At 65.6% G+C, this 26,475-nt stretch carries 26 protein-coding genes; 22 read left to right on the top strand and 4 right to left on the bottom strand.

Annotated elements, in window-relative coordinates:
• Positions 1-1,337 (bottom strand): AMP-binding protein (locus Q1J95_RS04340; protein ID WP_300266060.1); only part of this gene is annotated, 1,337 nt, incomplete at its 3' end.
• 182 nt (positions 1,338-1,519) lie between these two features.
• On the opposite strand from Q1J95_RS04340, the gene Q1J95_RS04345 reads away from it, so the two are divergent.
• Positions 1,520-2,206, top strand: a complete 687-nt coding sequence (locus tag Q1J95_RS04345) for a 1-acyl-sn-glycerol-3-phosphate acyltransferase (RefSeq protein WP_300266061.1) — start codon at positions 1,520-1,522, stop codon at positions 2,204-2,206.
• A gap of 38 nt (positions 2,207-2,244) precedes the next feature.
• Positions 2,245-3,585 (top strand): class II 3-deoxy-7-phosphoheptulonate synthase, encoded by a 1,341-nt coding sequence (locus tag Q1J95_RS04350; RefSeq protein ID WP_300266062.1) that lies wholly within the window; start codon positions 2,245-2,247, stop codon positions 3,583-3,585.
• A 12-nt stretch (positions 3,586-3,597) separates the two neighbouring features.
• Here Q1J95_RS04350 and pknB read toward each other — a convergent pair whose 3' ends face one another.
• Complete coding sequence (gene pknB, locus Q1J95_RS04355; protein ID WP_300266063.1) at positions 3,598-5,565, bottom strand: Stk1 family PASTA domain-containing Ser/Thr kinase; 1,968 nt, start codon at positions 5,563-5,565, stop codon at positions 3,598-3,600.
• A gap of 74 nt (positions 5,566-5,639) precedes the next feature.
• The gene (locus Q1J95_RS04360; RefSeq protein WP_300266064.1) at positions 5,640-6,854 is read right to left on the bottom strand and encodes a LysM peptidoglycan-binding domain-containing protein; all 1,215 of its coding nucleotides are present in this window, start codon (positions 6,852-6,854) and stop codon (positions 5,640-5,642) included.
• Between the two features lie 131 nt (positions 6,855-6,985).
• Between Q1J95_RS04360 and Q1J95_RS04365 the strand changes: the two genes are divergently transcribed.
• Positions 6,986-7,336 (top strand): Rv2175c family DNA-binding protein, encoded by a 351-nt coding sequence (locus Q1J95_RS04365; RefSeq protein WP_300266066.1) that lies wholly within the window; start codon positions 6,986-6,988, stop codon positions 7,334-7,336.
• Here Q1J95_RS04365 and Q1J95_RS04370 read toward each other — a convergent pair whose 3' ends face one another.
• On the bottom strand, positions 7,337-8,425 hold the full coding sequence (locus Q1J95_RS04370) for a polyprenyl synthetase family protein (protein WP_300266067.1): 1,089 nt from the start codon (positions 8,423-8,425) through the stop codon (positions 7,337-7,339).
• An 86-nt stretch (positions 8,426-8,511) separates the two neighbouring features.
• Here Q1J95_RS04370 and Q1J95_RS04375 point away from each other — a divergent pair, with 86 nt between their 5' ends.
• The 19 genes from Q1J95_RS04375 to Q1J95_RS04465 form a co-directional block, all read left to right on the top strand.
• Entirely contained in the window at positions 8,512-8,907 is a 396-nt protein-coding gene (locus tag Q1J95_RS04375; RefSeq protein ID WP_300266068.1) for a DUF3040 domain-containing protein, read from the top strand.
• Between the two features lie 218 nt (positions 8,908-9,125).
• Entirely contained in the window at positions 9,126-9,557 is a 432-nt protein-coding gene (gene mraZ / locus Q1J95_RS04380) for a division/cell wall cluster transcriptional repressor MraZ (protein WP_300266069.1), read from the top strand.
• Between the two features lie 101 nt (positions 9,558-9,658).
• Positions 9,659-10,597 (top strand): 16S rRNA (cytosine(1402)-N(4))-methyltransferase RsmH, encoded by a 939-nt coding sequence (gene rsmH / locus Q1J95_RS04385; RefSeq protein ID WP_300266070.1) that lies wholly within the window; start codon positions 9,659-9,661, stop codon positions 10,595-10,597.
• Positions 10,594-11,172, top strand: coding sequence for a hypothetical protein (locus Q1J95_RS04390; RefSeq protein ID WP_300266071.1), 579 nt, complete (start codon positions 10,594-10,596; stop codon positions 11,170-11,172). Before rsmH ends, Q1J95_RS04390 begins: the two co-directional genes overlap by 4 nt.
• A gap of 22 nt (positions 11,173-11,194) precedes the next feature.
• Entirely contained in the window at positions 11,195-12,988 is a 1,794-nt protein-coding gene (locus tag Q1J95_RS04395) for a penicillin-binding protein 2 (RefSeq protein WP_300266073.1), read from the top strand.
• A 26-nt stretch (positions 12,989-13,014) separates the two neighbouring features.
• Entirely contained in the window at positions 13,015-14,427 is a 1,413-nt protein-coding gene (gene murF / locus Q1J95_RS04400; RefSeq protein WP_300266074.1) for a UDP-N-acetylmuramoyl-tripeptide--D-alanyl-D-alanine ligase, read from the top strand.
• A complete protein-coding gene (gene mraY / locus Q1J95_RS04405; RefSeq protein ID WP_300266075.1) occupies positions 14,424-15,536 on the top strand; it encodes a phospho-N-acetylmuramoyl-pentapeptide-transferase in 1,113 nt (370 codons plus the stop codon). The genes murF and mraY overlap by 4 nt, the downstream gene beginning before the upstream one ends.
• Entirely contained in the window at positions 15,533-17,068 is a 1,536-nt protein-coding gene (gene murD / locus Q1J95_RS04410; protein WP_300266077.1) for a UDP-N-acetylmuramoyl-L-alanine--D-glutamate ligase, read from the top strand. Before mraY ends, murD begins: the two co-directional genes overlap by 4 nt.
• Positions 17,037-18,215 carry an FtsW/RodA/SpoVE family cell cycle protein gene (locus Q1J95_RS04415; protein ID WP_300266079.1) on the top strand — a complete coding sequence of 393 codons (1,179 nt, stop codon included), beginning with the start codon at positions 17,037-17,039 and terminating at the stop codon, positions 18,213-18,215. Before murD ends, Q1J95_RS04415 begins: the two co-directional genes overlap by 32 nt.
• Positions 18,212-19,303 (top strand): UDP-N-acetylglucosamine--N-acetylmuramyl-(pentapeptide) pyrophosphoryl-undecaprenol N-acetylglucosamine transferase, encoded by a 1,092-nt coding sequence (locus Q1J95_RS04420; protein ID WP_300266080.1) that lies wholly within the window; start codon positions 18,212-18,214, stop codon positions 19,301-19,303. Before Q1J95_RS04415 ends, Q1J95_RS04420 begins: the two co-directional genes overlap by 4 nt.
• Before the next feature lie 12 nt (positions 19,304-19,315).
• Positions 19,316-20,716 carry a UDP-N-acetylmuramate--L-alanine ligase gene (gene murC / locus Q1J95_RS04425; protein ID WP_300266081.1) on the top strand — a complete coding sequence of 467 codons (1,401 nt, stop codon included), beginning with the start codon at positions 19,316-19,318 and terminating at the stop codon, positions 20,714-20,716.
• Between the two features lie 3 nt (positions 20,717-20,719).
• Positions 20,720-21,616, top strand: coding sequence for an FtsQ-type POTRA domain-containing protein (locus Q1J95_RS04430; protein ID WP_300266083.1), 897 nt, complete (start codon positions 20,720-20,722; stop codon positions 21,614-21,616).
• A gap of 188 nt (positions 21,617-21,804) precedes the next feature.
• A complete protein-coding gene (ftsZ, locus tag Q1J95_RS04435; RefSeq protein ID WP_300266084.1) occupies positions 21,805-22,950 on the top strand; it encodes a cell division protein FtsZ in 1,146 nt (381 codons plus the stop codon).
• A gap of 19 nt (positions 22,951-22,969) precedes the next feature.
• Positions 22,970-23,650 carry a YggS family pyridoxal phosphate-dependent enzyme gene (locus tag Q1J95_RS04440; RefSeq protein WP_300266085.1) on the top strand — a complete coding sequence of 227 codons (681 nt, stop codon included), beginning with the start codon at positions 22,970-22,972 and terminating at the stop codon, positions 23,648-23,650.
• 43 nt (positions 23,651-23,693) lie between these two features.
• Positions 23,694-24,179 carry a cell division protein SepF gene (gene sepF / locus Q1J95_RS04445; protein WP_300266086.1) on the top strand — a complete coding sequence of 162 codons (486 nt, stop codon included), beginning with the start codon at positions 23,694-23,696 and terminating at the stop codon, positions 24,177-24,179.
• Between the two features lie 3 nt (positions 24,180-24,182).
• A complete protein-coding gene (locus Q1J95_RS04450; RefSeq protein WP_300266087.1) occupies positions 24,183-24,488 on the top strand; it encodes a YggT family protein in 306 nt (101 codons plus the stop codon).
• A gap of 134 nt (positions 24,489-24,622) precedes the next feature.
• Positions 24,623-25,231 carry a DivIVA domain-containing protein gene (locus Q1J95_RS04455; protein WP_300266089.1) on the top strand — a complete coding sequence of 203 codons (609 nt, stop codon included), beginning with the start codon at positions 24,623-24,625 and terminating at the stop codon, positions 25,229-25,231.
• Positions 25,232-25,240: 9 nt separating this feature from the next.
• The gene (lspA, locus tag Q1J95_RS04460) at positions 25,241-25,867 is read left to right on the top strand and encodes a signal peptidase II (RefSeq protein ID WP_300266090.1); all 627 of its coding nucleotides are present in this window, start codon (positions 25,241-25,243) and stop codon (positions 25,865-25,867) included.
• Positions 25,867-26,475, top strand: a 609-nt coding sequence (locus Q1J95_RS04465) for a pseudouridine synthase (RefSeq protein ID WP_300266091.1), incomplete at its 3' end; no start/stop codon positions are given. The genes lspA and Q1J95_RS04465, both read left to right, overlap by 1 nt.

Genomic DNA, 26,475 nt, shown 5'->3' on the forward strand with positions numbered 1-26,475 from the left:
CCGATGTCACCCGTGCGGAACCATCCGTCGTCGAACGCCTCGGCGGTCGCCTCGGGATTGTTCCAGTACTCCTTGAACACGTTGATGCCCTTGACCTCGATCTCGCCATCTTCGGCAAGGCGCACGCCCACCCCGGGAATCGCGGGGCCGACGGTGCCGATCTTCGCGTTGTCTGCGAGGTTCACCGTCGCCGGTGCCGTCGTCTCGGTGAGGCCGTAGCCTTCGAGAATCACGACGCCGAGGCTGTGGAAGAAGTGGCCCAGACGCTCGCCCAGCGGGGCAGAGCCTGAGATGGCGTAGACGACGTTGCCGCCCATCGCCGTGCGCAGCTTGCCGTAGACGAGCTTGTCGAACAGGGCGAACTTGATCTTCAGCCCGAACGGGATCTTCTCGCCGGCCTCCAGGAGCTTGGAGTGCTCGATCGCGGCATCGGCGGCAGCGCGGAAGATCTTGCCCTTGCCGCCTGCTTCGGCCTTCTGCTCGGCCGAGTTGTAGACCTTCTCGAACACGCGCGGAACCGCGAGCAGGAAGGTCGGCTTGAAGGACCCGAGCGCGGGGAGCAGCTGCTTCGTGTCGGGCTGATGCCCGGTGCGCACACCGGCGTGAATGTTCAGGATCGAGATGAAGCGCGCGAACACGTGAGCCGTGGTGATGAACAGCAGAGTCGATGCGTTCGGCGTTTCGACGACCTTGTCGAGCGCCTTCGCCGAGTTGCGGCTCAGCTCGACGAAGTTGCTGTGCGTGAGCACGCAGCCCTTGGGGCGCCCGGTAGAACCGGACGTGTAGATCAGCGTGGCGATATCGGAGCCGATGGCGAGGTTGCGACGGCGTTCGATCTCGGCATCGTCGACCTCACGGCCCGCTGCCGTGAGTGAATCGAGAGCGCCGACGTGCAGCTGCCAGATCTCACGGATGAGCGGCAGGTCACTGCGCACTTCGTCGGCCTTGGCGAAGTGATCTGCCGATTCGACGATCAGGGCGATCGCACCGGAATCTTCGAGGATCCACTGGATCTGCGCCGGCGAGCTGGTCTCGTAGATCGGCACCATCACGGCTCCGGCATAGAACAGTGCGAAGTCGACCAGCGTCCACTCGTACGTCGTGCGGGCGAGGAAGCCCACCTTCTCGCCGGGCTGGATGCCAGCGGCGACGAAACCCTTGGCCAGGGCGATGACCGCCGTCTGGAAATCAGCGGCAGAGATGTCGCGCCAGTTGTCGCCCTCGGGAACCGAGAACAGCGCCAACTGCGGAGTGGCCTCGACGCGCTTCACGAGAAGGTCGGTGATGTTCGCCTCGGGATCAGCGGGGACGATCGCGGGAACTTCAAATTGAACCACGGCAACTCCTTCGGTACCGGTCGGGTACGGCTTTCCCACAGAGTCTAGAGCACGAACGTAGCGGGGAGAGGCAATTTTTGGGAGTCAGTTGCCAATTTGATGAAACTGAGTTTCGCGGTTATGCGGCGTCTGCCGCGCCGCCGTGACAGCGGGCGCCCCGCCCACAGATAGACTTCGAGGCGATGTTCTATTGGCTGATGAAGTACGTGATGATCGGCCCCATCGTGAAGGCGCTGTTTCGGCCCTGGATCGTGGGGCGCTCGAACGTGCCGCAGAACGGTGCCGCGATCCTCGCCAGCAATCATCTGTCGGTATCGGACTCGATCTTCCTGCCGCTGCTGATCGACCGGCCGATGTCATTCCTCGCCAAGAGCGACTACTTCACCGGCCGAGGCATAAAAGGGTGGATGACCAAGAACTTCATGAAGGCCACCGGTCAGATTCCCATCGATCGCTCGGGTGGCAAAGCATCCGAAGCATCCCTCAACACCGGACTCCAGGTTCTCGGGCGCGGCGACCTGCTCGGCATCTACCCCGAGGGAACGCGCAGCCCCGACGGCAAGCTCTACCGCGGCCGCACGGGCATCGCACGCATGGCGCTGGAAGCCAAGGTTCCCGTCATCCCTGTGATCATGGTCGACACCGACGTGGCCATGCCGATCGGTCAGAGCATTCCGAACGTCGTGCGTGTGGGCATCGTCATCGGCGAGCCGTTGGACTTCTCCCGCTACGCGGGAATGGAGAACGACCGCTACATTCTGCGCTCGGTCACGGATGAGATCATGGTGGCACTCCAACGACTGGGAGAGCAGCGATATGACGACGTCTACGCATCGTCCGTGAAGAACCGGATGCCGCAGCGTTCGTGACGGCGCAACACGACGTCCGCGCCCAGTAAGCTGGGGAAATGCCCCAGCAGCACGACGCCGAACTCGACGCCTGGCGTACCCTCTCCATCAAGCAGCAGCCGGAATGGCCCGATGCCGATCAGGTCGCGGCCATCTCGCAGCAGATCGCAGCGCTTCCTCCGCTCGTCTTCGCCGGTGAGGTCGACAATCTGCGCGACCGGCTGGCGCGCGCGGCATCCGGCAATGCCTTCCTGCTGCAGGGCGGCGACTGCGCGGAGACCTTCGCCGGGGCGACCGCCGAGCAGATTCGAAACCGCATCAAGACGGTGCTGCAGATGGCGGTCGTGCTGACCTACGGCGCATCCATGCCCGTGGTCAAGATGGGGCGCATGGCCGGGCAATTCGCCAAGCCGCGCTCCAGCGACACCGAGACGCGCGGCGACGTGACGCTGCCCGCCTACCGTGGCGATATCGTCAACGGCTACGACTTCACCGAGGGCTCCCGCCAGCCAGACCCCGGCCGACTGCTGCAGGGTTACCACACGGCCTCATCGACGCTGAACCTCATCCGTGCGTTCACGCAGGGTGGCTTCGCCGACCTGCGCGAGGTGCACTCATGGAACCGCGGCTTCGCACAGAACCCGGCGAATCAGCGATACGAGCGCATGGCCGCCGAGATCGACCGTGCCATCAAGTTCATGGAGGCCGCTGGCGCCGATTTCGAAGAGCTCAAGCGCGTCGAGTTCTTCACCGGCCACGAGGGCCTGCTGATGGATTACGAGCGTCCGATGACTCGCATCGACTCGCGCACGAACAATCCCTACAACACCTCGGCGCATTTCCTCTGGATCGGTGAGCGAACGCGCGACCTCGACGAGGCGCACGTCGATTACTTCTCCCGCATCCGAAACCCCATCGGTGTGAAGCTCGGACCGACCACGACCCCCGAGACGGCGCTGAAGCTGATCGACAAGCTCGATCCGAACCGCGAGCCGGGGCGACTGACATTCATCACACGCATGGGGGCGGGCAAGATCCGTGAGGCGCTTCCGCCGCTGCTGCAGGCCGTGCGCGACTCGGGCGCGACGCCGCTGTGGGTGACCGACCCGATGCATGGCAACGGCATCACCACTCCCACGGGCTACAAGACGCGCCGCTTCGACGACGTCGTTGACGAGGTGCGCGGATTCTTCGAGGCGCATCGCGCCGTCGGAACGTTCCCCGGCGGAATTCATGTCGAACTCACCGGTGACGACGTCACCGAGTGTCTCGGCGGATCCGAGCAGATCGACGAGCAGGGGCTCGCGACGCGCTACGAGAGTCTGTGCGACCCGCGGCTGAACCACATGCAGTCGCTCGAACTCGCCTTCCTCGTGGCGGAGGAGCTCGAAAAGCGCTGAGCGCGCGAGGTTTCAGTCGCCGGCCAGGCAGCTGAAGTCGAACTCGCCCCAGTCGAAGGTGACGTTCACCGTCGAGCCGAGGTCGACGACGTTGCCGGCCGCAGGATCGGTGCCCTGCGCGACCACGCAGCTGTTGCGCACGCTCGACCAACGGCCGTCATATTCGACCTTCAGACCGGCGTTCTCGAGGGAGGTGATCGCCTCGTCGCGGTTCTGCCCCTCGACGCTGGGAATCTCAACCGGTTGCGGTCCCTTGGAGACCACGAGGGTCATCGTGTCTCCGGGGCGCCAGTTGCCGCTGCCCTCGCGCTCGTGCGTGCTGATGACGCGGCCCTTCTCGACCGAGTCGTGGAACTCTTCGACCGTCTTGGTGGCGATGTCCTTCTCCGCGAGCGCGTCGGTCGCCTCCGCGGCGGTCATCCCGGTGACGTCGGGCAGCCCGCCCAACGACACGAACAGCCGCGCGGTATCTGCTTCGAACACGTCGCAGCCGTCACCGCAGGCGACGTCGTCTCCACCCGCGCGCGGGGTGACATAGGCGTTGATCACGACGCCGTCGTCGGCGTTTGAATACAGCAGCAGATCATCATCGGAGACAGCGATTCCGAGCTCGTCCAGGTATGCGCGCGCCTCGTCGGCGGTCTTGCCGTTGAGCGCCTCGACGGCGCGCGGAGCCGGGCCGGTGGAGATGACGACCGTCACCTCAGCGCCCTGCTCGATTCGTTCGCCTTCGGCAGGGTCGCTGTGTATCGCGAGGCCCGGCTCGACAGCGACAGAGCTGTCTTCCGCCTGGATCGCAACGAAGCCCTCGGCCTCGAGCGCGGCGGCCGCGTCGTCATAGCTCATTCCCGCGACAGCGGGCACCGCCACGAGAGAGCCAGGCCCCGATCCGAACCACCAGCCCGCGCCACCGGCGAGAACGGCGAGCAGCATCACGAGCGCCAGCACGAAGGCGCCGCGGGCGCGACGTTTCGAGGTGCGCCGGCGCAGCAGCGTCGCGTTGTCGATGGGCTGCGGCACAGGACCTGTGTGCTCGTCGATCACCATGGTCGAGGGCAGCACCTTGGTGAGCTCGGCCGAATCAGCGTGCGCGTTCAGGGGAGTGTTCGCGGTCGTCACGACAGTGGGCGTGATGTCGAGCTGGCGCTCGATCTCGCGCAGCCGGTCGAGCATCTCCTGAGCGTTGTCCGGACGCTCATCCGGCGACTTCTCGGTCGCCCAGAGCACCAGCTCATCGAGTTGCTCGGGAACGCCGGGGTTGCGAACGCTCGGACGCGGCACCGACTCGGTCGCATGCTGAAACGCGATCTGCATCGGCTGCTCGCCCTTGTACGGCTGCTCACCGACCAGCATCTCGTAGAGCATGATGCCGAGGGCGTAGATGTCGCTGCGAGCATCGGCCGTGCCGCGGGTGACCAGCTCGGGCGCCAGATAGGCGATGGTCCCCAGCAGTTGCTGACCGGTGGCTGTGTTCGCCGAGGTCGCCCGGGCAAGGCCGAAGTCACCGATCTTGATGCGACCGTCTTCTGCGAGGAGAACGTTCTCGGGCTTCACATCGCGGTGCACGATATCGGCGTTGTGCGCTGCCGCGAGCCCCGCGAGGATCGCGTCCATGATCGTGATCGTCTGCGAGATCGTCAGCCGACGCTGCTCGCGCATCAGCTCTCGCAGTGTGATGCCGGGCAGGTACTCCATGACGAGGTAGGCGAGTTCACCGTCTTGGCCCTGATCGAAGACGTTGACCACGTGCGGATCAGCCAGTCGTGCAGCAGCACGCGCCTCTTGGATGAAGCGGCTTTGGAAGACAGTGTCGTCGCTGAGGTGACCGTGCATCACCTTCAAGGCGATGCGTCGTTCGAGGCGAAGGTCGGTGGCGACGTAGACGGTGGCCATGCCCCCGCGCGCAATGCGCGCCCGCACCCGGTAGCGGCCGTCGACAAGCTTCCCGATGAGGGGGTCGGCTTGCTGATTGGTCGTCACGTACCGAGTCTATGAATAACTGGCGGAAACACCGCGGAACGCCTCACCCTTTGGCGCTCAGCCGCGGCCGAGAATTACCCATGAACGGCGAGCCATTCGTAGGCCTGAGCCTCCCACTGTCCGTAGCGGTCAGGATATGCCGAGATCTGCACGGACTGAGCGGCGTCGGTGAAGGACTTCTTCTCCCATCCGGCGATGTCGAGCAGGCCGCGGCTGTTCGTGCCGTTGGGATCGGAAGGGCCGCCGTAGAAGACGCGGATGCTGCGACCACGGTCCATGATCTGCTCGGACGATCCCCAGCCCATGCTCGGGCGCTGCTGGAAGAGCCCGAGCGAGTCCCGGTCGCCCCAGTCGAGATTGCGCATGCCCGACTCGACCATCGCTGTCGCCAGCGCGATCGCAATACCCCGGTCGGAGACGCCCAGTTCTCGCCCGATACGGATGATCAGCGCCGCGTTCTCGGCCTGTGGTGCGTTCAGCGTCGCAGTTTTCGCCGGACTCGCGTCAGCGGCCTTCGCAGCAGGAGCGGCCACGCTGAGCTTCTGGCCGGGATAGATGATGGATGCCGCGTCCAGCCCGTTCGCGGCGAACACAGCCGCGACGGTGGTGTCGTACTTCTGGGCGATCGCGAAGACCGTGTCGCCTGCGACGACGATGTGCGTTTTGCCCGAGTTCGCGGCGGGCGCGGGTTTCTCCGCCGCCGGCGCGGGTGCTGGGGCGGGCTGTGCTTTATGGGAAATCGCAATCGACTGACCGGGATAGATGATTGAGTCGCGGCTGAGGTCGTTGGCCGTCAGGATCGCGCTGACGGTCGTGTCGTATCTGCTGGCGATCGCGAAGATCGTGTCGCCCGCGACGACCGTGTGCGATCGGGTGGCGGGAGCAGGGGAGGGCGTCTTCTTCCGAGGAGCCGTCGCCGGTGATGTCAAGGTCAGAGTCTGGCCCGGATAGATCACCGATCGCCAGCCCAGGTCATTCCAGGTCAGCACGTCGACGGTCGCGAGTCCGAAGGCCGCGGCGATGGACGAGACAGTGTCACCTGCCTTGACCGTGTAGCTCGATGGCGCGGGGGTGCTCGCTGTGACAGGGTCGGATACCGCGGCGGTCGCGGGCGGCAACGCCCGGGGGGCAGCCCCGAGCTGCGCCCGGTCGGCGGCGCCGGTTGTGTCGACCGGAAGGCTCGCGGTCGCCGGTGCCGCTGTGAAGGCACTGGCGAGAACCCCGAAGACGGCGGCAGGTACCCCGATTCCGGCATGTCGAGCATGGCTTCGTCTGGTGTGCGGTCTCAAGGTAAACCCCCCTTTTAGAACCTAAGAAACGCTGACACGAATGTAAAGAGAAGTCAACCAAAGTGGTAGGAGTGACAAATGTGAATTGGTCGCGATGTGCGATGTGAACCGCGAGGTGAGATAGTCGAATCGTGTCTGAGACTGCCCCCGAATCCACTGACTTCGAGTGGTTGACCCTCCCCGACCTGGTCGACGTCCTCGACGAACCGTTGGGGCGCGTGCGCCGACTGATCGCCGAGCAGTACTTGGTCGGCTCCCAGCGCACGGGAAGCTTCGCCGTGCCCTCGATCTTCATCGTCGATGGCAGCCCGTTGTCGTCACTGCGGGGCACGATCATCGTGCTCACGGATGCCGGGTTCACCGACGACGAGGTGATCGACTGGCTGTTGAGTGAAGACGACGAGCTCGGACGCTCGCCGATTGCGGCCCTTCTCGACGGTCACAAGAGCGCCGTCCGGCGCGTCGCACGTGCGCTCGGGTGATCAGGCCGTTCGCACGGTCGCCGCGCGGGCGAGCTCGCGTAACTCGCTGACCGAGGCATTGTCCAATCGGGCACCGGTGAGAGCCCGATCGGCTTCCTGGGCGTAGGCGGAGATCATCTCCTCGACCCGCGCCAGAGCACCGGACTCGACGATCGTCGACTGCAGCGCGCTGACCTGCGCCGCATCGAGTTCGGGGTCGCCCAGCAGTTCGTCGAGCAACCGACGCGCTGAGGCGTCGAGTCGCTCTCGGGTGAGGGCGATCAGCACAGTGCGCTTGCCCTCGCGCAGGTCGTCGCCGGCGGGCTTGCCGGTAACGGACTGCTCCCCGAACACGCCGAGTACGTCGTCGCGCAGCTGAAACGCCATTCCGATTGGAAGCCCGAAGCCACGCAGTGCTTCCTGCTGGGCGGCATCGGCCCCGGCGAGCAGAGCGCCCAGAAGCAGAGGCTGCTCGATGCTGTACCGGGCGGACTTCAGCCGCGCGACCCGCAGCGCACGTTCGGCATGCTCGGCATCGGGGTTGACGCGCCAGGCCGACTCCTCGGCGATATCGAGAAACTGTCCCGTGGTGACGCCGCGGCGCATCCGCGCATACTCGGCGCGTACGGCCGAGGCCTGCGGATGGTCGGTCAGCGCCCGCTCGAGCAGATCGTCGCTCCACGCGACGAGGAGATCGCCGAGCAGGATCGCTGACGCGCGGCCGAACGCCTCAGCATCCCCTGACCAGCCGAGTGCGCGATGGCGAGCCTCGAGCGCTCGATGCGCTGCCGGGCGACCACGACGAGTGTCGGAGTTATCGATCAGATCGTCGTGGACAAGGGCTGCCGCTTGGAAGATCTCCAACGCGGCGCACAGGTCCCACACGGCGGTGCTTTCGTCTGCTGAGCGATCTGCGAAGCGCGCTACGGCGCGCCAGCCGGTGTCGCAGAACCGGGCGCGCAGGCGCTTGCCGCCTTCGAGCGCATCCGCAGCGGAATCGAAGAAAACCCGGGCATCGGGGCCGAAATCGGCAGACTCAGAATCGAGGGATGCCAGGAAGGGGTGCAGCCGGGCGGCGACGGCATCCTGGACTTGCGAAGAAGAGGGCACGATAATCAGCTTAGGTTCTCAGCAGATAACTAGCCTCGGCTCTTCTGCGAGCGTAGAATAGACGGTACTGAACCAAAGGGGGCGTCATGCCACTGTCTGAACAGGAGCAGCGTCTGCTCGACGAGATGGAACGCCATCTCTTGCACAATGATGCCGATATCGTCAGCGCACCCTCCGGCGATCGCACGCTCAGCTACCGCAACCTCGTCTACGGTGCTGTGCTGTTGCTCGTGGGTATCGGCGCGCTCGTCGCGGCCGTCGCCCTCGGCGATCAGCTCGGCGCAGTGGGCAGCATCATCGTCGGCGTCATCGGCTTCGCCGCCATGCTCGCCGGTGTGATTCTTGCGGTCACGCCCAGTCGCCGCACCGGCACATCGTCGACGCCCAGACAGGGCACGCCGACGAAGGCCCCACAGCCCTCCTCCTCGTCCTTTATGGATCGCATGAACGATCGTTGGGATCGTCGACAAGACGGTCGCTGACCACACACTTTTCCTGACCCGGATGCTTTGAGCATCCGGGTCTTTCTTTTTTCCTCCACCCGTCTCCACGGCGTATTTACCGCGGAATGACGGGGTTCAGATGGACCTGGCTGCCGTGGCATGCCAAGATGTCGTCGTTTCCTCATATCAATGTGGAGGAAAGTGGAGTAAAGTGGGGCGCACCTCGAACCGGCCGGACTAAGAGGGGGTGATGGCCGATGTTGCTCGGGACGCATTCACCGAAGCTCGATGACAAAGGTCGCGTTATCCTGCCGGCGAAGTTTCGTGAAGATCTCGGCAGCGGCATCGTTGTCACCCGCGGCCAGGAACGCTGCCTCTACGTCTTCAGCACCGCAGAGTTCGAAGAGCTGCACGAGCGCATTCGGCAGGCGCCCCTCAGCAACAAGCAGGCTCGTGACTTCCTGCGTATGTTCCTCTCCGGCGCGAGCGCTGAGATGCCCGACAGCCAGAACCGCATCACCATCCCCGGTCACCTTCGCCAGTACGCCGGACTGCAGAAAGAGCTCGTCGTCACCGGCGTCGGAGCTCATGCTGAGATCTGGGATGCCGAGGCATGGAACACATATCTCGCCGCTGGCGAGGAGACCTATTCAGAGCTGGAACAGGAGGTGATTCCGGGACTCTTCTGACCTTCGGCTGTGATGCCCCGCCGCTCCCGCCCCGACACACTTCCCCGGTGCCGGGTCGAGAAGCGGAGGGGGATCAGAGTCAAAGGTCACCCGGTACGATCATGAACCTCCGCGACATCCACACTCCCGTTCTCCTCGAGCGCAGCATCGAACTGCTCGCGCCCGCGCTGCACGCAGACGGCGCTGTCCTCGTCGACGCGACGCTCGGCATGGGCGGGCACGCTGAAGCGTTTCTCGAACGATTCGAGAACATTCGCCTCATCGGCCTCGACCGAGACACCGACGCCCTGCGCATCGCCGGTCAGCGACTGGAACGCTTCGCCGATCGCATCACTTTCGTGCACACCGTGTACGACGAGATCGGTCTGCACGCGAACGGTGCCTCCGGCATCCTCATGGATCTCGGCGTGTCATCGCTGCAGCTCGATGAGGCAGACCGCGGGTTCGCCTACGCCAAAGATGCGCCGCTGGACATGCGCATGGACCAGACCTCCGGCATCACCGCTGCTGAGGTGATCGCCACCTACAGCGAGGGAAACCTCCGCCGCATCTTCGAGAAGTACGGTGAAGAGAAACTCGCCGCCCGCTACGCCCGGTTCATCGTGCAGGCCCGCGAACGCGCAGCACTGCAGCGCTCGCAAGACCTCGTCGATGTCCTGCAGGAGGCGACCCCGGCCGCCGTCCAGCGAGCCGGCCACCCGGCCAAGCGGGTCTTCCAGGCGCTGCGCATCGAGGTCAACTCCGAGCTCAACGTGCTGGCCGACGCCATCCCGGCGGCCATGGATGCCCTCGCCGTCGGCGGCCGCATCGCTGTGATGAGCTATCAGTCGCTGGAAGACCGCCTCGTCAAGCAGGCCTTCGCCGCGGCATCCCGCTCGACCGCTCCGGCCGGGCTGCCGGTCGAACTGCCCCAGCATGCCGCGCGCTTTCGGACGCTCACCAAGGGTGCCGAGATGGCCAGCGAAGACGAGAAGCAGCGCAATCCGCGCGCCATTCCTGTGCGCCTGCGTGCAGCCGAACGAATCAGGGAGGCGCTATGAGCCGTGCCACAGCCGCAGCGCTGCTACCAGAGCCGACCGCGCCACGGGAGCGACCATCACGCCGACTCACACCGGTCACCGCGCCCGTACGCAAGCGCCGGCCGAAACTGGTCTACGCACTCACCGCCCTGGCGGGCGCGGCCCTGATCGGCGGCGCGCAGATCGGCCTGTCGCTGGCGATCACCCACGACGCGTTCGTGCTCTCCAGCCTCACCTCCGACCAGCGCGAACTCGACCTGCAGACCAAGGCGTTGGAAGAAGAGCTCGCCGGAGTGAGCTCGCCACAGCTGCTCGCCATCAAGGCTGCCGATCTCGGCATGGTGGTCGCCGGACCCTCTTCGTACCTGCGTCTGAGCGACGCGGCCGTGCTGGGGACGAACGCCGGTGCAGACGGAAACTCCACGATCGACCCGAATGGCAGCGGCGCCGTCTACAACACGCTGCTGGAGCGCAAGCGGGCCGTCGCCGCGCAGAACGCTGAGAAGAAGAAGGCGAACGATGGCGGCACTAAGACGGTCGATCCGAACCTGCCCCCTCCGATAACCGATGGGCTGCCCAGCCCCGAGACCCACTGATTCGAGCGGCTGAGAGAGCATCATGACGATACGAGCCACGAGAGCCACCCGCGGACCACGGCGGCGCACCGTCGTCGCACTCGCGGTGATCCTGGCGGTACTGGCGGCTTTCGTCGTGCGCCTGGTCGACATCCAGGTCGTCAGCGCCCAGGAACACGTGCAGGACTCTCTGAAGGTGGGGCAGCTCGGAAGCACGCAGACGCTGGCGGGAAATCGTGGCGCGATCGTCGACTCCGAAGGAACGGTCCTCGCGGAGAGCGTCACAGTCTATGACGCTCAGCTCAGCCCCAGCCTCATCATGCACCTGGAGAACGATGAGGATGACCCGCCCGAGACGCCGTGGCACGACGCTGCCGATGAGATCGCGGCGATCACCGGACAGGATGCCGATGAGCTGCGCTCCGGCGTCGCCGAGAACCTCAAAGAGGATCCGAACTCGCAGTATTACCCGCTCAAGCGCGGACTCAGCACCGAAAAGTATCTGAAGCTGCGCGACCTCGGCTACGTGTACCTGGCGATGAAGCCGCGCGAGACGCGCGTGTACCCCAACGGCGCGGTCGCCGGCAACGTGGTCGGCTACATCGACTCGGAGGGCAAAGGCCAGGCGGGTATCGAGCGGCTCGAAGCATCCTGCCTCGCCCCGACGAACGGCGAGCGCACATACCTCCGCGGCAAGGGCGGCCAGATCATCCCCGGCAGCGAACGCGTGGTCGACGCGCTCGACGGCGGGTCAGTGCAGCTGACGCTCAACAGCGACCTGAACTGGTACCTGCAGCAGATGCTCGCCGAAGAGGCGCAGAAGCAGGGCGCTCGTGCCGCCACAGCGATGGTCGTCGAGGTGAAGACGGGCAAGATCCGTGGGGCGGCAGAGTGGCCCTCGATGGATCCCAACAACCTCAACGCCTCGAATCCCGAAGACTGGGGAACGCGCGTGTTCGGCCTGTCGTATGAGCCAGGATCGACGTTCAAGGCCATCACGGCGGCCACCGTGCTCGAAACCGGTGCGGCCGACCTGAACGACACGGTCACGGCGGCCAGTCGCGAAGAGTTCCCCAACGGGGCCATCGTCAACGATGCGTTCGTGCACGGTGCGTACAACTACACGCTCGCCGGTGCGCTCATCGACTCGTCGAACGTTGCCGCCTCGAAATTCGGCAGCAAGGTCGATGCGCAGACACGCTATGAGTATCTGCAGAAGTTCGGCGTCGGTGAGCGGACCATCGACTTCCCGCGCGAAGCGAGCGGTATCCTGCACCCCGCCGATGAGTGGGACAGTCAATCTCTGTACACCACGACGTTCGGCCAGCACTTCACCGTGACCGCACCGCAGCTCGCCGGCGCTTACCAGGCGATAGCCAACGGCGGCGAGAAGATCGACCTGTCGCTCATCGAGTCGTGCACACTCGATGACGGCACGGTCGTGAAGCCGGATGCCCCCGAGCACACGCAGGTCGTCTCGGAGCAGACGGCCGATCAGGTCTCGCGCATCCTGGAGAACGTGGCCGTGCAGGGGAGCCTCGCCGAGCAGGTGAGCATTCCCGGGTATCGGGTCGCGATCAAGACCGGTACGGCCCAGAAGCCCAAGGAAGACGGCAGCGGCTACAAAGCGGGCAAGTATTACACGAGCATGGTCGGTTTCGCGCCCGCTGACGATCCCGAGTACGTGGTCATCGTCACACTCGACGAGCCGACTAGGATTGTTTCATCCGCGGCAACAGCGCCGGCCTTCCAACAGGCGATGAACCAGGTGCTGAAGACCTATCGCGTAGCGCCCTCCACGGCGCCGATGGACGAGTTGCTGCCCAAATTTAACTAGTCGGCGCTGAGCCGCACGGAGATGTCATGATCGCCCTGTCGCTTGCAGAACTGGCCGCTGTCGTTGGCGGCGAGTTGCTTCTCGCCGACGCCGATAACGCCGAAACCATCGTCAGCGGTGTCGTCGACACCGACTCGCGGAACATGGTTCCCGGCGCCATCTTCGTCGCCAAGCCAGGTGCGGAGACCGACGGACACCGTTTCGTGGGCAGCGCCGTCGACAACGGCGCTGTGCTGGCGATCGTCGAGCGAGCGGTCGACGTCCCGGTTTCGCAGGTCATCGTGGCGGATGCCGTCGCCGCTCTGGCCGATCTCGCACAGGCCGTCGTCGCTCGGGTGCGTGAGCGTGGCGATCTGAAGATCGTCGGCATCACCGGCTCCAACGGCAAGACGACGACGAAGAACTTCCTGGCGCGGATCCTCACCGACGAAGGTGAGACCGTGGCACCGATCGACTCGTACAACAACGAGGTCGGCGCGCCCGTCACGATGCTGCGGGTGACCGAGCAGACCCGCTTTCTCGTGAGCGAGTTCGGTGCCTCTGCCCCCGGCAGTATCGCGCATCTCGCCGGGCTCGTCGAGCCGGACGTGGCCGTCGTGCTCATGGTCGGCATGGCGCACGCCGGCGGCTTCGGCGGCATCGAAGAAACCGCGCGTGCGAAAGCCGAGTTGGTCGGCGCCGCACGAGAGGGCGGTGTCGCGGTGCTGAATCTCGACGACCCGCGCGTCGCCGCGATGAGCGTGGCCGCGACGCAGCGTCAGCTTCGTGTCATCGGCTTCGGACAGGGTTCGGCAGCCGATGTTCGTGCGCACGATGTGCAGGTGGCGGCCGATGGCACCCGCTCGGTGATCGAGGCCTGGGGTGAGAGCGTGCCGCTTCACCTGCGCGTGCTCGGCGCGCATCACATCACGAATGCCCTAGCGGCGATCGCCGCCGCTTCGGCGCTCGGTGTCTCCGTCTCTGACGCCGTCTACCGACTCGAGAGCGTCGAGATCGCCGAACGATGGCGGATGCAGCCGCTGGGGAACGACCGCGTGCGCATCATCAACGATGCCTACAACGCCAGCCCGGACTCGATGGCGGCAGCGCTTCGCACGCTGGCGCAAATCACCGGCCCAGATGAGCGCACCGTGGCGGTGCTCGGGGCGATGAGCGAACTGGGTGAGAGCGCAGGGGAGGAGCACGACCGGGTCGGGCTGCTCGCTGTGCGTCTGAACATCCGGCGCATCGTCGTGGTCGGTCCACAAGCGCGGCGGTTGTATCTCGCCGCGGTCGGTGAAGGGTCGTGGGACAGCGAAGCTGTGCACCTGCCTGATCAGGACGCCGCGTTCGAGTACCTGCGCACCGAGCTGCGGGATGGCGACCGGGTGCTGGTGAAATCATCCAACTCCGTGGGCCTGCGGCATCTCGGCGATCGTCTGGGAGACTTGTTCACGTGAGATCACTCCTCATGGCGGCTGCGATATCGCTCGCCTTCACTCTGTTTCTGACTCCGGTCTTCCTGCGGCTGTTTCGCAAGCTCGGCTGGGGGCAGGTGATTCGTACCCCCGAAGACGTCGCGAACCCCAGTCACGGAGCCAAACGCGGCACGCCCACGATGGGCGGGGTGATCTTCATCCTCGGCACGATCGTCGGCTACTTCGTCGGCTCGTACGCCGGAGGAAGCCCGCCCTCACTGTCAGCGATTCTCGTGCTCTGGCTCATGGTGGGCTTCGGTGCTGTCGGCTTCATCGACGACTACATGAAGGTGCGCTCTCAACGCAGCCTCGGCCTCTCGGGCTGGCGCAAGATCATCGGCCAGCTCATCGTCATGGTTCCCTTCGGCATCGTGGCGTTGAACTTCAAGAACTCCTGGGGGCAGACGCCCGCGAGCGGTTTCGTCTCTCTGTTCCGCGACATCACCTGGCTGAACCTCTTCGCATTCGGTGTGATCGCCGGGTGGATCCTGTACCTGATCTGGATCGCCGTGATCGGCATCGCCACCTCGAACAGCGTGAACCTCACCGACGGGCTCGATGGGCTCGCCGCCGGTTCCGGTGTCTTCGTGGTCGGCGCCTACAGTCTGATCGCCTTCTGGCAGTCGAAGCAGGCGTGCGCTGGTGCCGTCGACACCAGTAACCTCGAGGTCTGTTACGAGGTGCGCGACCCCTTCAGCCTCGCCATCGTCGCCGCGTCGTTCGGCGCCGGCCTGATCGGGTTCCTGTGGTGGAACGCGCCGAAGGCGAAGGTCTTCATGGGCGACGTCGGCTCGATGGCCATCGGCGGCGTGATCACGGCCATGGCGATCCTCACGCGCACCGAACTGCTGCTGTTCGTCATCGCCGGTGTCTTCGTGCTCTCTTCGGGCTCGGTGATTCTCCAGCGTCTCTACTTCAAACTCACCCGCGGAAAGAGACTCTTCCTGATGAGCCCGTTCCATCATCATCTCGAGATGCGCGGTTGGGCCGAGGTCACGATCGTGGTGCGCCTGTGGATCATCGCGGGACTGCTCGCGGTATCGGCGGTCGGCCTGTTCTACGTCGAGTGGCTCACCGGAGTGGGCGGATGAGCACTGCGCGTCTCGACTCTCTGACGAGTTGGCACGCTGACTGGCGCGGACTGCGGGTCGCCGTGCTCGGCCTGTCGGTAACCGGGTTCTCGGTCGCTGACACGCTGGCCGAGCTGGGCGCTGACGTGCTCGTGCTGTCGGAGCAGGCATCCGACGAGTACCAGCGGCTCATCCCGATCATCGGCGCACGCCTCGAGCTCGGCGCGCTCGATCAGGTGCCCTCCGCCCTGATCGACTTCGATCCCGAGGTCGTCATCGCCTCGCCCGGCTTCTCGCCGTCGCATCCGCTCATCCGCTGGGCGCAGGAATCCGAGATCGCGCTGTGGGGCGATGTGGAGCTGGCCTGGCGGGTGCGCGACAAGGTCGTGCGAGCCGACGGGACGCCAGCCGACTGGGTGCTCGTCACCGGCACCAACGGCAAGACCACGACGGTTCAGCTCACCGCGACCCTGCTCGTCGAGGGAGGCCTGCGCGCCGCTCCGTGCGGCAACATCGGCATCCCCGTGCTCGATGCCATCCGCGACCCGTCCGGATTCGACGCACTGGTCGTCGAACTGTCGAGCCACCAGCTCTGGTACATCGGGCAGAGCAGCAGCGCGGGCGAGCTCGTGCCGTACTCGTCGGTCTGCCTGAACCTCGCCGACGATCACCTGGTGTGGCACGGCAGCGCCGAGGCCTACCGCGATGCGAAGGCGCTCGTCTATCGCAATACACGTGTCGCGTGCGTCTACAACAAGGCCGATGCGGCGACCCGACTCATGGTCGAGGAGGCCGATGTCACCGAGGGTGCACGGGCCATCGGTTTCGACCTCGGCGTGCCCGGGCCCAGCGATCTCGGCGTCGTCGACGGCATCCTCGCCGATCGCGCCTTCCTCGATGACCGTCGAGATAGCGCGCTGGAGCTCACGACGCTCGACGCCCTCGCAGAGGTGGGCCTGACGGCCGGGCATATCGTGCAGAACATTCTGGCGGCCAGCGCGCTTGCCCGATCCCTCGGCGCGTCTCCCGAGGCCATCGCCCGAGCCCTGCAGTCGTTCCGCCTCGACGCCCACCGCATCGAGCTCGTCGCCCGTCACGCCGGTGTCACGTGGATCAACGATTCCAAGGCGACCAACCCGCACGCGGCTTCCTCGTCGCTGCGCGCCTACCCCGGAGCGGTGTGGATCGTCGGCGGTGACCTCAAGGGCGTGGATCTTTCCGACCTCGTCGCGGATGTCGGCCGTTCGGCCCGCGCAGCCGTCGTGATTGGGGCCGCACGGGGCGACGTCGTCGCGGCATTCGAGCGACACGCGCCCGCAGTGCCGGTGATCGAGGTGGTCCCTGGGGAGACTGAAGGAGTCATGACCCGTGCAGTGGAGATCGCTGCGAAGATCGCCGTCGACGGGGGAACAGTTCTGCTGGCTCCCGCTGCGGCATCCTTCGATCAGTTCTCCGGCTACGCGGATCGCGGCCACCGTTTCACCGAGGCGGTGCAGAGCTGGATCGAGCGGGGGAGTGCCGATGACACAGGTCTCCCGCCCGCCGCGCTCTGAATCACGCGGCCTCGCCGCACGCGTCTCGCTCGGCCGGCTTCTCACGCCACCGTCATCCGAGTTCCTGCTCATCGCCTCGACGGCGCTGCTGTTGACGATCTTCGGGATCATCATGGTGATCTCGGCAACGAGCGCGACAGAGGCGGGTGTCATGGACACCGCTCTGAAACAGGGCATGTTCGCTGTCATCGGCATCCCCCTGATGTTTCTGGTGAGTCGCCTTCCGGTTCGCTTCCTGAAAAAGCTCGCGTGGCCGGCACTGATCGGCGCCACGGCGCTGCAGCTGCTCGTGTTCACGCCGCTGGGTATCGGCTCCGACGGCAACCTGAACTGGATCAGGGTCGCCGGTTTCACGATGCAGCCCTCGGAGTTCCTCAAACTCGCGCTCGCACTGTGGGTGGCGTTCGTGCTGCTGCGAAAGCAAGCCAGACTCGGCATCTGGCACCATGTGTTCATCCCCGTCGTCCCGGTCGCCGTGCTCGTCGTCGGATCGGTCATCGCCGGTCAGGACCTCGGCACGGCCATGGTGCTCGTGCTCGTCCTTCTGGGCTGTCTGTTCTTCTCGGGTGTGAAGCTGCGTCTGTTCATCCTGCCGCTGCTGCTGGGCGTGGTCGCTGTGTTGGCATACGCGTTCTCGAGCGAGAACCGCATGCGTCGCATCACAGCCGTGTGCAGCGACGCGAGCGACTACACCGGAATCTGCTATCAGTCGATCCACGCTGTGTGGGGTATGGCCAACGGTGGCTTCTTCGGGCTGGGGCTGGGCAACTCGCAAGAGAAGTACGGGTGGTTGCCCGCGGCATCCAACGACTTCATCTTCGCGATCGTCGGCGAAGAGCTCGGACTCCTCGGATGCCTCGTCGTGCTGGCACTGTTCACCTTCTTCGCGGTCGGCGCCTTCCACGTCATGCGCAAGACGTCCGACCCGTTCATCCGTGTCGCCACGGGCGGCATCACGATCTGGATCATCGGCCAGGCGCTCATCAACATCGGCGTGGTCATCGGTGTCTTCCCCGTGATGGGCGTTCCGCTGCCATTCATGTCGCAGGGAGGCACGGCGCTGCTGTCGGTGTTGCTGGCCTGCGGTGTGCTGCTGGCTTTCGCTCGCACCATTCCTGCACCTGAGCGGGGTAAGGTCACCGAGTGACCACGTATCTTCTCGCCGGCGGTGGTACCGCCGGCCATGTCAATCCGCTGCTCGCTGTCGCCGACGGCCTGCGCGAGCGTGATCCGAACGCGCAGGTTCTGGTGCTCGGTACGGCGGAAGGGCTCGAAGCCCGGCTGGTGCCGGAACGCGGATATGAACTCCTGGTCGTCGACAAGGTGCCCTTCCCTCGCCGGCCGAACCGGCAGGCCGCTGCCTTCCCGCTTCGGTTTCGTCGCGCCACCGCACAGGTGCGCTCATACATCCGCGAACACGGCGTCGATGTCATCGTCGGCTTCGGCGGGTACGCGGCCGCCCCGGCCTACGTCGCCGCTCGTCGCGAGCGCGTGCCGTTCATCGTGCATGAGGCGAACGCGAAGCCGGGCCTGGCGAACGTGCTCGGCGCACGGTGGGCCGCCGCAACCGGGACAGCCTTCGCCGGGACGCCGCTGAAGGGCAGCGAGGTGGTCGGCATGCCCCTTCGTCGCGAGATCGTCACGCTCGATCGCGCAACCCGGCGCGCGGAGGCAGCCGAGTTCTTCGGTCTGGATGCCTCGCGTCCGGTGCTGCTCGTCTTCGGCGGCTCCCTCGGTGCGTTGCGTCTGAACGACGCATTTGCGGATGCCTGGCGCGATGTGCTGGGCGCAGGATGGCAGCTCCTGCATGTGACCGGGGAGCGCAGCGACCTCGTCGACCCGGAAGAGCCCGGCTATGTCATGCGCCGTTACGTCGACCGGATGGACCTCGCCTTCGCGCTGGCTGATCTGATCGTCTCGCGCTCGGGGTCGGCGACAGTGAGCGAGATCAGCGCTCTGGGCATTCCCGCCGTGTATGTGCCGTACGCGGTCGGAAACGGCGAGCAACGGCTCAACGCGGCATCCGCCGTCGACGCGGGAGCCGCACTGCTGCTGGACGACGCGAGTTTCTCGGGTGATGTGGTGCGCTCCGAGGTGACCTCGCTGCTCGGCGACCAGGCCCGCATCGATCGGATGACCACGGCCGCACAGCAGGTCGGCATCCGCACCGGAACCGAGAACGTGATCGCCATGATCGATCGTGTGCTGGAGGCTGCGCGCAGCACGGCGAATTAGGATAGAGACGACATGATCAGACCTGACCTTTCGCTTCCGATTCCGGAATCCATCTCCTCCGCCCATTTCATCGGCATCGGCGGTTCCGGCATGAGCGGACTCGCCCGGATGTTCCTCGACGCGGGTATCCGGGTCTCAGGATCTGACCGCGCTGACAGCGAAAACCTGCAGAGCCTCGCGGACGCCGGCGCCACCGTGCACGTCGGTCACGACGCAGCACATCTGGGCGATGCCGACACGGTGGTGCACACCGGGGCCATCTGGCCCGAGAACCCCGAGTACGTCACCGCCAAGGAACTCGGGCTGCATGTCATCCACCGCTCGCAAGCCCTGCACTGGCTCATCAGCGGACGCCGTCTGGTGTCGGTCGCCGGTGCCCACGGCAAGACGACGTCGACGGGCATGATCGTCACCGCGCTGCAGGCGCTCGGTGCTGACCCGAGCTTCGTGAACGGCGGGGTGATCGAGCAGCTGAATGCCTCCAGCGCCACGGGTCGCGACGAGCTCTTCGTCATCGAGGCCGATGAGTCGGACGGTACCTTCCTGCTCTACGACACCGCTATCGCGTTGATCACGAACGTCGACCCCGATCATCTCGACCACTTCGGCTCAGACGAGGCTTTTCACGACGCCTTCATCCGATTCGCCGATCGGGCACGCCAGGCCGTGGTCATCTCCAGCGACGACCCCGGCGCCCTGCGTGTGACGCGAGGGCTCAGCCACGAGCGGGTCATCAGTTTCGGTTTCGCCGATGACGCCGACGTGCGCCTGAGCGAGCTGTCGACGTCGGGTCCGGTAGCGGCGACCCTGAGTCATCGAGGCGACACGGCACGCCTGCAGCTGCGTGTGCCCGGCGAGCACAACGCGGTCAACGCGGCCGGGGCTGTCGCCGTGCTCCTCCAGCTCGGGCACAGTCTGGCTGATGCCGTGCGCGGCGTCGAAGAGTTCTCCGGAACGGTGCGTCGATTCGAGCTGCACGGAACCGAGCGCGGTGTGAGCGTGTACGACGACTACGCACACCACCCCACGGAGGTGAAGGCCGCTCTCGAGACCGCGCGCAGCGTCGTCGGCTCGGGGCGCATCATCGCCATTCAGCAGCCGCACACCTACTCGCGCACACAGCAGATGTTCCGCGAGTTCGCGGACGTTCTCGAGACGTATGCCGACCACACGGTGATGCTCGATGTCTACGGAGCACGCGAAGACCCCGTCCCTGGTGTCACCGGCGAGCTGGTCAGCGAGGCCTTCGCTGATCAGGGCAACGTGCACTTCGTCGCCGACTGGCAGGATGCAGCCGATTACACCGCGACCGTCGCCCGCGACGGAGACTTCGTCGTCACGCTGGGCTGTGGCAACGTGAACCTGATCATTCCGCAGGTGCTCGCATCGCTTCGCGAGTCGACCGAGGGCTGACTCATGCGTCGTCCGCCGCCGCTTCCTGCTTCTGCCGAGAAGGAGGAAGACCCCGCGCCGATCCGTGCTGGGCATCGCGCGGACGGCGACGAGGCATCCGTCGACAGCCACGATCCGCTCGAAGAGGCGAGAACGGCTGAGGAGCCGCTCACCACGCGAAGCGTGTGGCGCGCCGCCCGGGCACGGCGGAAGGCCCTGCGCGCGGAGATTCGACGCTTCACGCAGCGTTCTCGCCGCCGCAGGATCATCTGGCTCAGCGCGATCGGGGCTGTGGTGCTGCTGATCGCCGGGAGCTTCGCTGCCGCGTATAGTCCGCTGTTCGCCGTCGAGAAGATCACGATCGTCGGAACCTCGACGCTCGACGCTCAGGAGATCGAGGCGGCTCTGGCAGGTCAGCTCGGAACACCGCTCGCGTTGGTCGACGAGAGCGAGGTGAAAGCCGCCCTGGTCGCCTTCCCCCTGATCGAGACATACGCTCTCGAGGCGAAGCCTCCGCACGAGCTCGCGGTTCGCATCGTCGAGCGCACGCCGATCGGCGTTCTGGAATCGGATGCCGGTTTCACTCTCGTCGACGCAGCCGGTGTCACCCTGGCCACGACACCGACGCAGCCGGAGGGGCAGCCGGTGCTGGAGGTGTCCGGAGGCACCTCATCGGATGCGTTCGAATCGGTCGGCCTCGTCGTGCGCTCGCTGCCCGCCGAGGTGCGAAAGCTGGTCACCGAGGTTTCGGCGACGACGCTGGATGATGTGACTCTGACACTCAGCACCGGGCTGACGGTGGTGTGGGGCAATGCCGAGCAATCGGTGGAGAAAGCGCAGGTGCTCAGCGCTGCTATGACCGCGAATCCGAATGCGCGGTCGATCGACGTATCCTCCCCCGAGGTCGTCGTCGCCGGTTGAGTGCGTGCGGGTGCCTCAGACGCGCTTAATGCACGCCAAAGCAGCGACACGCCCGTGTCGCTGCGCGCGCGTGAACAGAAGCCGCATACCTTCGATCAAGAGAACGCAATACCGGGAAATACTTTACACCTCTACTTGAGGTTTAAGGTTCACATTCGTTTCCAGGCTCGATACATCGGAGGCCGGCCATGAGCCAGAACCAGAACTACCTCGCCGTGATCAAGGTCGTCGGCGTCGGCGGTGGCGGCGTCAACGCCGTGAACCGCATGATCGAACTCGGCCTGCGTGGCGTCGAGTTCATCGCGGTCAACACTGACGCACAGGCGTTGCTGATGAGTGACGCCGACGTCAAACTCGATGTCGGTCGCGAGCTCACCCGTGGTCTCGGAGCCGGTGCTGACCCCGAGGTCGGTCGCCGTGCGGCAGAGGACCACGCGGAAGAGATCGAGCAGGCCCTCGCCGGGGCCGACATGGTCTTCGTCACCGCAGGCGAGGGCGGTGGCACCGGTACCGGTGGCGCGCCCGTCGTCGCGCGTATCGCCAAGTCGATCGGCGCTCTCACGATCGGTGTCGTCACCAAGCCGTTCTCGTTCGAAGGTCGGCGCCGTCAGAGCCAGGCTGAAGCTGGCGTCGCCCAGCTCAAGGAAGAAGTCGACACGCTCATCGTCGTGCCGAACGACCGCCTGCTCGAGATCAGCGACCGCGGCATCTCGATGATCGAGGCCTTCGCCACAGCCGACCAGGTTCTCCTGGCCGGTGTGCAGGGCATCACCGACCTCATCACGACTCCGGGCCTGATCAACCTCGACTTCGCCGACGTCAAATCGGTCATGCAGGGTGCCGGATCAGCGCTCATGGGCATCGGCTCGGCGCGCGGCGCCGATCGTGCGATCAAGGCCGCCGAGCTCGCGGTCGAGTCTCCGCTTCTGGAAGCCTCCATCGAAGGTGCGCACGGCGTGCTGCTGTCGATCCAGGGCGGATCGAATCTCGGCATCTTCGAGATTCACGACGCCGCAGACCTCGTCAAGGAAGCCGCGCACCCCGAGGCGAACATCATCTTCGGAACCGTCATCGACGACACGCTCGGCGACGAGGTGCGCGTGACGGTCATCGCGGCCGGCTTTGACGGCGGAGAGCCGTCGTTGCGCCTGGACCCGATGGTGGTCTCTCGCCCCGCGGCTGCTACGACGCTGCCCGAGGTCTCGCTCTCCGACGACGCCGAGGCGCCTGCCACCGAGGCTGAAGAGACGCAGCCGGCACCGCGGGTGGCGTCGACGAGCCTGGAGCCGGCCTTCGCCGACGATGACATCGACATCCCCGAGTTCCTGAAGTGATCTGGGGGAGCGCCGCGCTGTGACCGATCTTGCTGCTCGGCTGTCCGCGATCGATTCCCAGATCGCGGATGCCGCGCACGCGGCGGGGAGGGATGACGCAGAGATCACCCGCATCGTGGTGACCAAGTTCCATCCTGCCGAACTCGTCCGGCAGCTGCATGCACTGGGCGTGCGCGACATCGGCGAGAACCGGCAACAGGAGCTCTCCGCCAAGGCGGAAGAGGTCGCGCTGGCGGATCTGCGGTGGCACTTCATCGGCCAAGCTCAGACGAACAAGGCCGCGTCGATTCGGCGCAGCGCCGACGTCGTGCACTCGGTCGATCGTGTGAAGCTGGCGAACTCCCTCGATCGCGCCGCCGACGGCGGAGACGCTCTCGATGTGCTCGTGCAGATCAACCTCACCGACGATGCCGGTCGTGGTGGGGTCACGCCCGCCGGGGCGGAAGCGCTCGCTGAGCACATCCTCTCGCTGCCGTCATTGCGACTGCGCGGAGTCATGGGTGTCGCGCCGCTCGATGAAGCCCCGGCATCCGCCTTCGCTCGCCTGCGTGGCGTTTCGGACCGCATCCGCGGGCTCGACGCAGAAGCGACCTGGATCTCCGCCGGCATGACCGGCGATTTCGCCGAGGCGATCGCCGCAGGTGCGACACACCTACGGATCGGATCGGCAATAACCGGACCCCGGCCCGACCGGGGTTAACCTCGAAACAAGACCAGCCCACGTCGAACACACGGAGGACACGATGGGAAACCCGCTCAAGAAGACCATGGTGTACCTGGGCCTCGCCGATGAGGAAGAAGCCTACGAAGAGCAGGCCGCCGCCGCGGCGCCCGCCCGCGCACACCGCGACCGCGATCGTGATCGCGACCAGGAAGAAGCCGCCCCCGCACCGGTGACGCCCCTGCGTCGCCCGGTTGCCGTCAAGCAGCCTTCCGCCGGCGCCGTCAACGAGATCCTCACCGTGCACCCCAAGCAGTACCGTGATGCACAGCTGATCGCCGAGAGCTTCCGCGAGGGCGTTCCGGTCATCATCAACCTGTCGCAGATGAGCGATGCCGATGCGCGTCGCCTGATCGACTTCGCCAGCGGTCTCTCGCTCGGCCTCTACGGTCGTATCGAGCGCGTCACCAGCAAGGTGTTCCTGCTTTCGCCCGAGAACATCGCGGTGTCGGGTCACGGGGGCATCGCGCACGCAGACCCGGAGTCTGCGGCTTTCGATCAGTCCTAAGCCGTGGCATCGCTGGTCTCTGCGATCGCATCGATCATCCATCTGATCCTGCTGATCTATATCTTCGTGCTGTTCGCGAGGCTCATTCTGGACTACATTCCGCTGTTCAATCGTGAATGGCGTCCGAAAGGCGCGGGTCTCATCGCCGCCGAGGTCGTCTACACGGTCACGGACCCACCGATCCGTTTCTTCCGGCGGTTCATCCCACCCCTGAGAATCGGCACGCTGTCGCTTGATTTCGGATTCACCTTCACGATGCTGGCCGTGCTGATCCTGATGGCGATCGTGCGCGCATTCATCGTGGTGTGACAGCTCACCTCGCACACGAATGCGAGCCGGACTATGATTACTCAGATGGTGCGCGCCCCGGGTACGCGCCGGATCAATACCGAGCCATGCTTCAGTCACTGGCAACAGAACTCATCGAAAGAGGAGCCGAGATAATGGCACTGACCCCGGATGACGTCGTCACCAAGCAGTTCCAGCACGTCCGTTTCAAGGACGGCTTCGACCCGGACGAGGTGGACGACTTCCTCGACGAGATCGTCGTCGAGTGGCGCAAGGCGCTTGAAGAGAACGCTGAGCTGAAGGCCAAGCTCGCCTCGTACGAGTCCGGCGAGAAGCCCGCCGCTGCCGAGGCTGAGGCCCCCGCTGTCGTCGACGCCGTGCCTGCTCCTGTCGCCGCTGCTCCCGCGCCGGCTGCCACCGATGATGCCACGGCATCGACAGGCGCGACCGCCGGAATCATCGAGCTCGCACAGCGTCTGCATGACGAGCACGTCGCCGAGGGGGAGGCGAAGAAGAACCAGCTCATCTCCGACGCGCAGAGCGAGGTCGAGCGCATCCGTAACGAGGCGCAGGCCAAGCAGCGCGAAGAGTCCGCCCGGCTCGAGCGCGAGCGCAACTCGCTCGAAGCCCGCATCACCGAGCTTCGTACGTTCGAGCGCGACTATCGTACGCAGCTGCGCGGATACATCGAGGGTCAGCTTCGCGACCTCGACGAGAAGTCGAACTCGACGGACTCGACGCCGGTCTCCGCGATCGGCCTCTAGGTCGTCCCGTTGCCGGAACGCCCTCAGATCCGTCGGTCGGCGGCTGGCATCATCGTCGCGGTTCTCGCGGTTGTGGTGCTGGCCGCCGATCAGTTTGTGAAGCAACTCACGATCGAGCACCTGCCTCTGCACGAGGCTGTGCCGGTACTCGGTGACTTTCTCCAGCTGTATTACATCCGCAACTCCGGTGCCGCGTTCTCGCTCGGCAGCGAAGTCACGTGGATCTTCACGATCGCACTGACGGTCGTCGCGTGCATCATCATCTGGAAGGCATTCGGACTGCGCTCGCGTCTGTGGGCTGTCGTCCTCGGATGCCTGTTGGGCGGTGTGCTCGGCAACCTCACCGACCGCATCTTCCGTGAGCCGGGTTTCGCGGTCGGTCATGTCGTCGACATGATCTCGATGCCGTGGATGATGCCGGCGATCTTCAACGTCGCCGATATCTTCATCGTCTGCGGCATGATCTCGGTCGCGCTGCTGGTCGTGCTCGGCCTGCGCTTCGACGGCACCCGTGAACGAGACCACGTCGAGGAAGAGACAGCGGATGCCGAGGCTGACGCGCTTGCGGACGTCCAGGCCGTCGGCGCCGATTCGGAGCGAACCGACTCCGGGCGTGCCGACGCAGGGCGCGACTGATGGAGTCGCGTTCGCTGCCCGTTCCTGACGGGCTCGACGGCGCTCGTGTCGATGCGGGGCTGGCGAAGATGCTCGGCTTCTCGCGTACCTTCGCGGCTGAGGTCGCCGAGGCCGGGGGGGTGAGCGTCGACGGCGCGACTCTCGGGAAGTCTGACCGTCTGTCTGCCGGCGGCTGGCTGAGCGTGCAGTGGCAGCCGAAGCGGGAGCCGACGATCGTGCCGGTCGTGGTGCCGGATCTCGGCATCATCTACGACGACGATGACATCGTGGTGGTCGACAAGCCCACGGGTGTCGCCGCTCACCCCTCGCAGGGGTGGGAGGGGCCGACCGTGCTCGGTGCGCTTGCGGGGGCCGGTTTTCGCATCGCCACCAGTGGCGCCGCAGAGCGAGCGGGTATCGTGCATCGCCTGGATGTCGGAACGAGCGGCCTCATGGTCGTCGCGAAGACCGAGTCGGCGTACACGCTGCTCAAGCGTGCATTCAAAGAGCGTACGGTCGAGAAGATCTATCATGCCGTCGTACAAGGCCACCCTGATCCGCTCGTCGGCACGATCGAGGCGCCGATCGGTCGGCATCCGAATCACTCGTGGAAGTTCGCCGTCATCGCC

It is taken from the genome of Microbacterium sp. (assembly GCF_029263575.1).
Lineage (GTDB): Bacteria > Actinomycetota > Actinomycetes > Actinomycetales > Microbacteriaceae > Microbacterium.